This is a genomic window from Mesorhizobium sp. M7A.F.Ca.CA.001.08.2.1, from assembly GCF_003998455.1.
Taxonomy (GTDB): Bacteria; Pseudomonadota; Alphaproteobacteria; order Rhizobiales; family Rhizobiaceae; genus Mesorhizobium; species Mesorhizobium ciceri.
Map to the genome: position 1 here is coordinate 1 of NZ_RZPW01000265.1, position 7,574 is coordinate 7,574.

Consider the following 7,574-nt stretch of genomic DNA (forward strand, 5'->3'; position numbering starts at 1 on the left):
CGAGAAAGCCTTCGGCGATCTGCCCGGCTGGAACGATGACGACCATTCGGCGGCCTTCGCCGCCTTTCGCCGCTCCGCCTTCCATGTCCTGACCAAACCCTATCGCAGCGGCGCGCTCGGCGTCGACTTCGACGCCTTTGCGGATGCCTACGCCGAGGCCCGGACCGTTTCGCCGGCGAATCGGTCGCCGGTTTTGACCCGCGGGGAGGCCCGCGCCTTCTTCGAGCGCCATTTTGTCCCGGCGCTTATCCCTGCCGAAAATGGGCTCGTCACCGGTTTCTATGAACCGCAAGTCGAGGCGTCACCGGTGCGCACGGACCGGTTTTCGGTGCCGCTGCTGTCGCGCCCGGCCGATCTCGTCGATATCGATGACGCAAACCGGCCGCCGGGCCTGGACCCCTATCTCGCTTTCGCGCGCCAGACGCCGAACGGGCCGGTCGAATATCATGACCGTGGCGAGATCGAGCGCGGCGCGCTTGATGGCAAGGGCCTGGAAATCGCCTGGTTGGCCGACAAGGTCGATGCCTTCTTCATTCACGTGCAAGGTGCCGCACGCCTCGCCATGACCGACGGCCGGCTTGCCCGCGTCACCTATGCCGCCAAATCCGGCCAGCGCTTCACCGGACCCGGCAGGATCTTGAGCGAGATTGGCGAGATCCCGCTGGCGGAAGTGACGATGCAATCGATCCGCGCATGGTTCAAGGCGCATCCGGACCGCGTCGACGAGATCCTGTGGCAGAACCGCTCCTACATTTTCTTCCGCCCGGCCGATGTCGAGGACGTTGCCCTTGGTCCGATCGCCGCCGCCAAGGTGCCGCTGACGCCGGGCCGCTCGATCGCCGTCGACCGCCTGCTGCACACATTCGGCACGCCCTTTTACATCGACGCGCCGACGCTCGCCGCCTTCGACGCAAAACCATTCCGGCGCCTGATGATCGCGCAGGACACTGGCTCCGCCATCACCGGGCCGGCGCGGGGCGACCTGTTCGCCGGTTCGGGCGATGCTGCCGGCGAGATCGCCGGCGTGGTCCGCAATGCCGCGGATTTTTATGCGCTGGTGCCGCGCGCGCTCATTGCGGGTGCGGTCCGATGACCCGGCGCCCGGACAAGCTCAGCGAGGACGACCGGGTTCTGTGGAACCTGGTGGCGCGCACGGCCAAGCCGCTGAAGGGGAAATTTGCCGTCGACATCCCCGAAATTCCTGCCGAGGCCAAGCCAAGCCAGTCGCAGCCCGCCCAGCCCGTCGCCAATGTCGCAGGGACCGCGAAGCCGAAGGCGCAGCATGTCACGCACCGCCTCGACGAACCGACGCTGGACAAATTGTCGAAGGGCCGGCTGCCGATCGAGGGCCGCGTCGATCTGCACGGCATGACGCAGGACGAAGCCTACTCGCTGCTGTTCTCGTTCCTGCACCGGGCGCATGCCGGCGGCGTCCGCTATGTCCTGGTCATCACTGGCAAGGGCTCGTCTTCCGGCGGCGATGGCGTGTTGCGGCGCGCCGTGCCGGCCTGGCTGTCGACGCCTGCCTTCCGGCCGCTCGTCTCCAGCCACGATCATGCCGCCCGCAATCATGGCGGTTCGGGTGCGCTCTATATCCGCCTGCGGCGGGTCCGTTCATGAGGACGGGCGCATGACCCCGTTCGGCGAGAAGCTGCGGACGCTGAGAAGCGAACGCGGTGTCCGCCAGAAGGACATGGCGGCGGCGATCGGCGTCAGCGCCGCCTATCTGTCGGCGCTCGAACATGGCAGGCGAGGCGCCCCGACCTGGACGCTGATCCAGAAGATCATCGGCTATTTCAACATCATCTGGGACGATGCCGAGGAACTGGCGCGGCTGGCCGAGGCCTCGCACCCGCGTGTAAAACTCGACACGTCGGGTCTTTCCCCCGCCGCCACCGAGCTCGCCAATCTGCTGGCGGAAAACATCGAGAAACTCGACGAAACCGAGCTTCGCCGCATCACCGCATCGATCCGCGCGGCGTTAAACCAGCGGCCGTAGCCTGACGGTCCGCGCCGGTACAAGTTCGCCTGCCTCACGAGGACACTGCCCGCCGGCGGCCCGCCGGCGGGCACAGTGGTGAGATCATTTCTTGCCGGCGGTGCCGCCATTTCCACCCCGGCCATGATCGCCGTGGTCGTGGCCATTGTTTCCGCCGCCCAGGCAGTCCGACGCCCCGGCATCACCGCAACAGCGGCCGGCCCAGAGGTCGTTGAGGTTGGTTTTGGCACAGCTGGTGGTCTGATCGGCCATGGCGGATCCGGCCATGCTCGACACCGCGATAGCGGCAAGAAGGGTGTTTCGCAGAAAAGCAGTCATCTGAAGTCTCCATGGTTGGTTTCGGTTCACGGCTGTGTGTCGCTGGCCGGAGCGAAATGGTTCACGGAGAAATGCGAATTCTGGCGGAGGGCCCATCGATTTCGTCATCCACGGGCGGAGCGGGCGCGCAGACCCGAGGATCCATGCCGCGAGTTGCGAGCGTCGCGACGGGGCAAAAGATCTGGTGATGACGGTATGACGATTGCAGGCGCCTGTTCCTGCGCCGCAGCGTTCTTCATCGGCATCACGGCATGGATCCCGGGTCTTCGCGACGGAGCTTCGCTCCTGCTCCGCCCTGGGATGACGAAGCGTTGGATGCCGCCCCTAGGGAAGCCGCCGTTGCTGGTGCCTACTGAACCGCGCCGACCAGAACTTGCTGGCCACCGCGGATCGAGACCCAGCGGCCGGTGTTGTCGATCGCCTGCCGCTTGAGGAAGCGATAGCCGGTCGCGTCCCATGGCTTGACCTTGTCGGTCAGATTGTCGAGCACATAGTCGCCCTCGTCGGTGCGCACCGTCAGCACGGCGTGGCCCTCGCCGTCGGGCTTGCGCACGACGGTGATCAGAAGATCGGCAAGCGAGATGCTCATGCGCGAAAGCTGGCGTCGCTTTTCCAGCACATAGTCCTCGCAATCGCCGACGCCCTTGTCGGGATAGGCCCAGACCTCGTCCTTGCCGTAGATGTCCATGTCGCTCATCGGCTTGACAGCGGCGTTGACCCTGGCGGTGACATTGAGAAGCTTGCGCATCAGCGCGTCGGTCATCGGAGCCGGCGCCAGATTGGCCGGGCGGATCGAGCACTCGCCCGGATGCAGCTTGCAGAAATCATAGTGGCCGATCGGCTGCGAGGTGAGCCCCCCGGTCGCCATCGCTCCACCCGCCAGGGCCGGTGCCACCCAGCCCGCCGTCATTGCCAGCCCGGCCGCCACATACACGCGCAGCCGTCGCGCCATCGATGAGGAAATCATTGTCCCCGCTCACCCTTTGTTATTAACGAAAGGTTAAGGGGGATTTACAGTCCGTGTCAATTACGACGACGGTCGGATTGTCGGCATGGTTACCCGAGGGGCTGGACAGCGGCACTTGTGCAACAGAATCAGCCAGCCGGCCGGCTTTTACCGGTCAATCGCACGGTTTGTCGCCGTTAAGCTTGGTTTTATGCAGGTCATCGTCCCAAAACCCGCAATTTTGGACGACGTGCATTATCTCTTGGCGGCGCGGACCAGCTTCGGCTTCACCGCGACACGCTCCTGGCGGCCATAGCTGGTGATGAAGTCGACGATGCGCGGCACGATTTCGGAGCGGAAGCGAGAACCGTTGAACACGCCGTAATGGCCGACCGCCGGCTGCATGTAGTGGGCGTGCCGCTCAGCCGGGATATTGGGGCAAAGATCATGCGCCGCCTTGGTCTGGCCAAGGCCTGATATGTCGTCGTTCTCGCCTTCGACCGTGAACAGCGCGACGTTGCGGATCGCCGACGGATCGATCCTGGTGCCGCGATGCGTCATCTCGCCCTTTGGCAAGGCCTGCCGCACGAAGACGGTGTCGACGGTCTGCAGGTAGAATTCGGCCGTCAGGTCCATGACCGCCAGATACTCGTCGTAGAAATCGCGGTGCTTCTCGGCATTGTCGCCATCATGCTTCACCAGATGCATGAAGAAGTCCTTGTGGGCGATGATGTGGCGATCGAGGTTCATGCTCATGAAGCCGGACAGCTGCAGGAAGCCTGGATAGACCTCGCGGCCGAAGCCTGGCACCGGCCACGGCGCATGCATCACGACATTGTCGCGGAACCAGTCGATGCCTTTTTCCTGCGCCAGCAGATTGACCGCGGTCGGGTTGCTGCGCGTGTCGATAGGCCCGCCCATCAAGGTCATCGTCGAGGGCACGAACGGGTCGCCCTTGGATTCCATCAGCGCCACGGCGGCCAGCACCGGCACGGAAGGCTGGCACACCGCCATCACATGCGTGTCCGGCCCCAGCGTGTGCAGCATGTCGATGACATAGTCGATGTAGTCGTCGAGATCGAATTGGCCGTCGGCAAGCGGCACCATGCGGGCATCGACCCAGTCGGTGATGTGCACGTCGGCATAGGGCAGCATCGCTTCCACCGTGCCGCGCAGCAGCGTCGCATAATGGCCAGACATCGGCGCCACGATCAGAAGCTTCGGATCGGGCTTGCGCCCGGCGGGGACAGCGCGCTCGAAGCGCACGAGATTGCAGAACGGCTTCGACCAGACGGTCTTCTCGGCGACCTCGACGCTCTTCCAGTCGACCACGGTCTTGCTCAGGCCGAAGGCCGGCTTGCCGTAGCGGCGCGTGGTGCGCTCGAACAGTTCGGCCGTCGCCGCGATCGAACGGCCCCATTGCGTGTGGGAAAACGGATTGAGCGGATTGGAGTAGAACATCCGCACCGCGTCGGCATAGAGGCGCGCCGGCTGCAGGGCGGCGTGGTTCATCTCATAGAGCTGGTAGAACATCGAGAAACCCCGCTGCTGCCTGCGACCGAAGGGACGACGAGCAGCGCCGAGCCTAAATGTCTCGCGGGGAAGTTAACAACTAATTGCTGCGATGCAATACGTCACGCTGCGTGACCAATGCTTCTTTGGTTCAAGGCCATGGAAATCGGGGCCGAACGGTGCCAGCCGGCTCAGTGTGCGGCTGCGAAATGTGTAGGTAATGTGTCCGGCCCTTGCCGGACACAGGAAGCTCTAGACGCGCGCCATGCACACGGAAGTGTGGCCGGAGCCGATGAAGCCGAGCTGGCCGGCCGCGCCCTTCGACAGGTCGAGCACGCGTCCCTTGATGAACGGACCGCGATCGTTGATGCGCACGACGACGCTGCGGCCGTTGTTCTTGTTGGTAACCCTGAGCTTGGTGCCGAAAGGCAAGGTGCGATGCGCGGCGGTCATCGCCGACGGGTTCATGCGCTCGCCCGAGGCGGTTCTGGAGTGCAGGGCGTACCACGAGGCGCGGCCGCACTGGGCGGCGGCGGTCGCCGAAGAAGCGCCGACCATCAGGCCAGCAGCGATCGTTACCGCGACAATCGCGGTCTGTTTTGGGTTCTTCATATTTGGGGGATGGCTCCGTTTTTGACAGACCCCAGCCGTTAGGTGCCAAATAAGGCGGGAAATGCGGCAGTGATCTGGCGGTTCCGTGGCAATGGCACACGTTTGGAGTCGCTGGGTAACAGTCTGTCAGGGATTTTCCGGCACGCGATGATCAATCAACGATGATCTTTGTGTTGCTATCGGGCATCCGTTTGACAAGATCGAACATTAATATCCAAGTAGAGCTCGGCGCGGCCGGGCCACTTCCTTTGGCTCTTTTATCGCGGTCCCGATGCTGCAACCAATCGACTTCAAAAGGGAGATCCGGCAATGAGGCTGACCAAAAATCTGCTGGCGTTGATTGTGCTTGCCGTCGGCGCGCTGTGGTCGCTGCAAGGCATCGGCGTTGTCGGCGGCAGCTTCATGACCGGCCAGTCGCAATGGCTCTATATCGGCGTCGTCACCATGCTGGTCGGGCTGATCGGGTTGGTGTGGGCGAACCGGTCAAGCGGGTGAGCTTGATGAAACGTCGACCCCCACTCCGGCCCTTCGGGCCACCTCTCCCCCGATCGACGGGGTAGAGGAAAAGCGCGAGCTCGCCGACCTTGGCTCCTTTCCTCTCCCTCCGGAGGGGGGAGAGGTGGCGCTGCGAAGCAGCGACGGAGTGGGGGAAGGCGGTCCTCCAGGGCCTGCCCCCGACAGCCCTACCCGAACAGCCGATCCAGAATCTTGCCCTCCAGCCGGGCCAGTTCCACCGAACCGCGCCGGCGCGGCCGTTCCACGGGCACATCCAGATCGAGCGCGATCCGGCCTTCGCTGATCACCACGACCCGGTCGGCGAGCGCGACCGCTTCGGCGACATCATGCGTGACCAGCACGGCCGTGAACTTCTGCGCGATCCAGATGCGTTCCAGAAGCTGCTGCATCTCGATGCGGGTCAGGGCGTCGAGTGCGCCGAGCGGCTCGTCGAGAGCCAGGATCTGCGGGTGGCCGACCAGCGCGCGGGCCAGCGCCACGCGCTGCTTCTGACCTCCGGACAGCACCGAAGGCCATTCGTCGGCCCGGTCGGCAAGCCCGACCTCGCCGAGGATGTCGAGCGCGCGGTGCCTCGCTTCGCTACCGGTGGCGATGCCGGTCAGCCCGACCTCGACGTTTTCCACCACGCTGGCCCAGGGCAGGAGCCGCGGCTCCTGGAACATGAAGCGCGTGCGGCTGTGTCCTTCCTCTTCGACGCCGAAGGACAGCGATCCCGATGTCGGCCGGTCGAGCCCGGCCAGAAGCCGCAACAGCGTGCTCTTGCCGCAGCCGCTCTTGCCGATGACGGCAAGGAACTGCCCGGCCGGCACGTCCAGGTCGATGCCGTCGAGCACGGTCTTGTCGCCGAAGCGCTTGCCGGCATGCCTGAAGGCAAAGGCCCGCTGTCCTTCGACGGAGCCGATCGGCCGCACCGGCGTGGCGACGAAGGAACGGGCTGCGGTCAGGCTGGCGGCGGTCATGGGCAATCTCTCATCCGTTCTGGAAGGCCGGATGCCAGCCAAGCGACAGCCGCTCAAGCAGGCGGGCGAGGCTGTCGGCGAGCTTGCCGAGCAGCGCGTAGATCAGGATCGACAGCACGACGACATCGATCAGCAGGAATTCGCGCGCCTGCATGGCCATGTAGCCGAGGCCCGAACTGGCCGAGATGGTTTCGGCGACGATCAGCGTCAGCCACATGATGCCCAGGGCATAGCGCAGGCCGACGAAGATCGCCGGCAGCGCGCCGGGCAGGATGACGCGGAAGAATAGCGTGCGACGGTCCATGCCGTAGACGCGGCCCATCTCGACCAGCTGTGGGTCGACGCTCTGGATGCCGAGCAGCGTGTTGACGTAGATCGGAAAGAACACGCCGAGCGCCACCAGGAACAGCTTGGCTTCCTCGTCGATGCCGAACCACAGGATGACCAGCGGGATCAGCGCCAGATGCGGAATGTTGCGGATCATCTGCAGCGTCGTGTCGGTCAGGCCGCGGCTGAGCGTCGATAGCCCGTTGGCAAGGCCGAGCGCAAAACCGATCGAGCCACCGACGGCAAAGCCGGCAAGGGCGCGCGCGGTCGAGACGCCGATGTTGCGGATCAGTTCGCCCGACAGCGTCAGCCGCCAGAAGGCCTCGGCGACCGCGCTGGGCGCCGGCGTCATGCCGGCCAACGTGCTGCCGGCGCGGCTGGCAAT

Annotated in this window: 10 protein-coding genes; 4 read left to right on the plus strand and 6 right to left on the minus strand. The window is 64.8% G+C overall.

Annotation, left to right across the window (positions count from 1 at the left end; genetic code table 11):
• The 3 genes from EN914_RS17105 to EN914_RS17115 all read left to right on the plus strand — a co-directional run.
• On the plus strand, positions 1 to 1,093 hold a 1,093-nt coding region (locus tag EN914_RS17105), incomplete at its 5' end, for a murein transglycosylase A (protein WP_127389167.1).
• The gene (locus EN914_RS17110) at positions 1,090 to 1,620 is read left to right on the plus strand and encodes a Smr/MutS family protein (RefSeq protein ID WP_024502221.1); all 531 of its coding nucleotides are present in this window, start codon (positions 1,090 to 1,092) and stop codon (positions 1,618 to 1,620) included. The genes EN914_RS17105 and EN914_RS17110, both read left to right, overlap by 4 nt.
• 10 nt (positions 1,621 to 1,630) lie before the next feature.
• Complete coding sequence (locus EN914_RS17115) at positions 1,631 to 1,999, plus strand: helix-turn-helix domain-containing protein (protein ID WP_013528719.1); 369 nt, start codon at positions 1,631 to 1,633, stop codon at positions 1,997 to 1,999.
• 84 nt (positions 2,000 to 2,083) lie between these two features.
• Here the strand turns inward: EN914_RS17115 and EN914_RS17120 are convergent, their stop codons facing one another.
• From EN914_RS17120 to EN914_RS17140, 4 genes are all read right to left on the minus strand, one after another.
• On the minus strand, positions 2,084 to 2,251 hold the full coding sequence (locus EN914_RS17120) for a hypothetical protein (protein WP_245265299.1): 168 nt from the start codon (positions 2,249 to 2,251) through the stop codon (positions 2,084 to 2,086).
• A gap of 415 nt (positions 2,252 to 2,666) precedes the next feature.
• Positions 2,667 to 3,284: a transglutaminase-like cysteine peptidase gene (locus EN914_RS17125; protein ID WP_013528717.1), complete on the minus strand. Its 618-nt coding sequence runs from the start codon at positions 3,282 to 3,284 to the stop codon at positions 2,667 to 2,669.
• A gap of 234 nt (positions 3,285 to 3,518) precedes the next feature.
• Positions 3,519 to 4,796, minus strand: coding sequence for a polyhydroxyalkanoate depolymerase (locus EN914_RS17135; RefSeq protein ID WP_013528715.1), 1,278 nt, complete (start codon positions 4,794 to 4,796; stop codon positions 3,519 to 3,521).
• Between the two features lie 231 nt (positions 4,797 to 5,027).
• Positions 5,028 to 5,387 carry a septal ring lytic transglycosylase RlpA family protein gene (locus EN914_RS17140; RefSeq protein WP_013528714.1) on the minus strand — a complete coding sequence of 120 codons (360 nt, stop codon included), beginning with the start codon at positions 5,385 to 5,387 and terminating at the stop codon, positions 5,028 to 5,030.
• A 309-nt stretch (positions 5,388 to 5,696) separates the two neighbouring features.
• Between EN914_RS17140 and EN914_RS38330 the strand changes: the two genes are divergently transcribed.
• Positions 5,697 to 5,882 (plus strand): hypothetical protein, encoded by a 186-nt coding sequence (locus EN914_RS38330; RefSeq protein WP_024502222.1) that lies wholly within the window; start codon positions 5,697 to 5,699, stop codon positions 5,880 to 5,882.
• A 188-nt stretch (positions 5,883 to 6,070) separates the two neighbouring features.
• Here EN914_RS38330 and EN914_RS17150 read toward each other — a convergent pair whose 3' ends face one another.
• Complete coding sequence (locus EN914_RS17150; RefSeq protein WP_013528712.1) at positions 6,071 to 6,862, minus strand: ATP-binding cassette domain-containing protein; 792 nt, start codon at positions 6,860 to 6,862, stop codon at positions 6,071 to 6,073.
• 10 nt (positions 6,863 to 6,872) lie between these two features.
• Positions 6,873 to 7,574: ABC transporter permease subunit (locus tag EN914_RS17155; protein ID WP_127389168.1), on the minus strand; the 702-nt coding region annotated here is incomplete at its 5' end.

Excerpts from the sequence above, each read along its gene's own strand:
- EN914_RS17150 (WP_013528712.1), bottom strand. The coding sequence starts at position 6,862 with ATGACCGCCGCCAGCCTGACCGCAGCCCGTTCCTTCGTCGCCACGCCG.
- EN914_RS38330 (WP_024502222.1), top strand. The coding sequence starts at position 5,697 with ATGAGGCTGACCAAAAATCTGCTGGCGTTGATTGTGCTTGCCGTCGGC.
- EN914_RS17125 (WP_013528717.1), bottom strand. The coding sequence starts at position 3,284 with ATGATTTCCTCATCGATGGCGCGACGGCTGCGCGTGTATGTGGCGGCC.
- EN914_RS17110 (WP_024502221.1), top strand. The coding sequence starts at position 1,090 with ATGACCCGGCGCCCGGACAAGCTCAGCGAGGACGACCGGGTTCTGTGG.
- EN914_RS17120 (WP_245265299.1), bottom strand. The coding sequence starts at position 2,251 with ATGGCCGATCAGACCACCAGCTGTGCCAAAACCAACCTCAACGACCTC.
- EN914_RS17140 (WP_013528714.1), bottom strand. The coding sequence starts at position 5,387 with ATGAAGAACCCAAAACAGACCGCGATTGTCGCGGTAACGATCGCTGCT.
- EN914_RS17135 (WP_013528715.1), bottom strand. The coding sequence starts at position 4,796 with ATGTTCTACCAGCTCTATGAGATGAACCACGCCGCCCTGCAGCCGGCG.
- EN914_RS17115 (WP_013528719.1), top strand. The coding sequence starts at position 1,631 with ATGACCCCGTTCGGCGAGAAGCTGCGGACGCTGAGAAGCGAACGCGGT.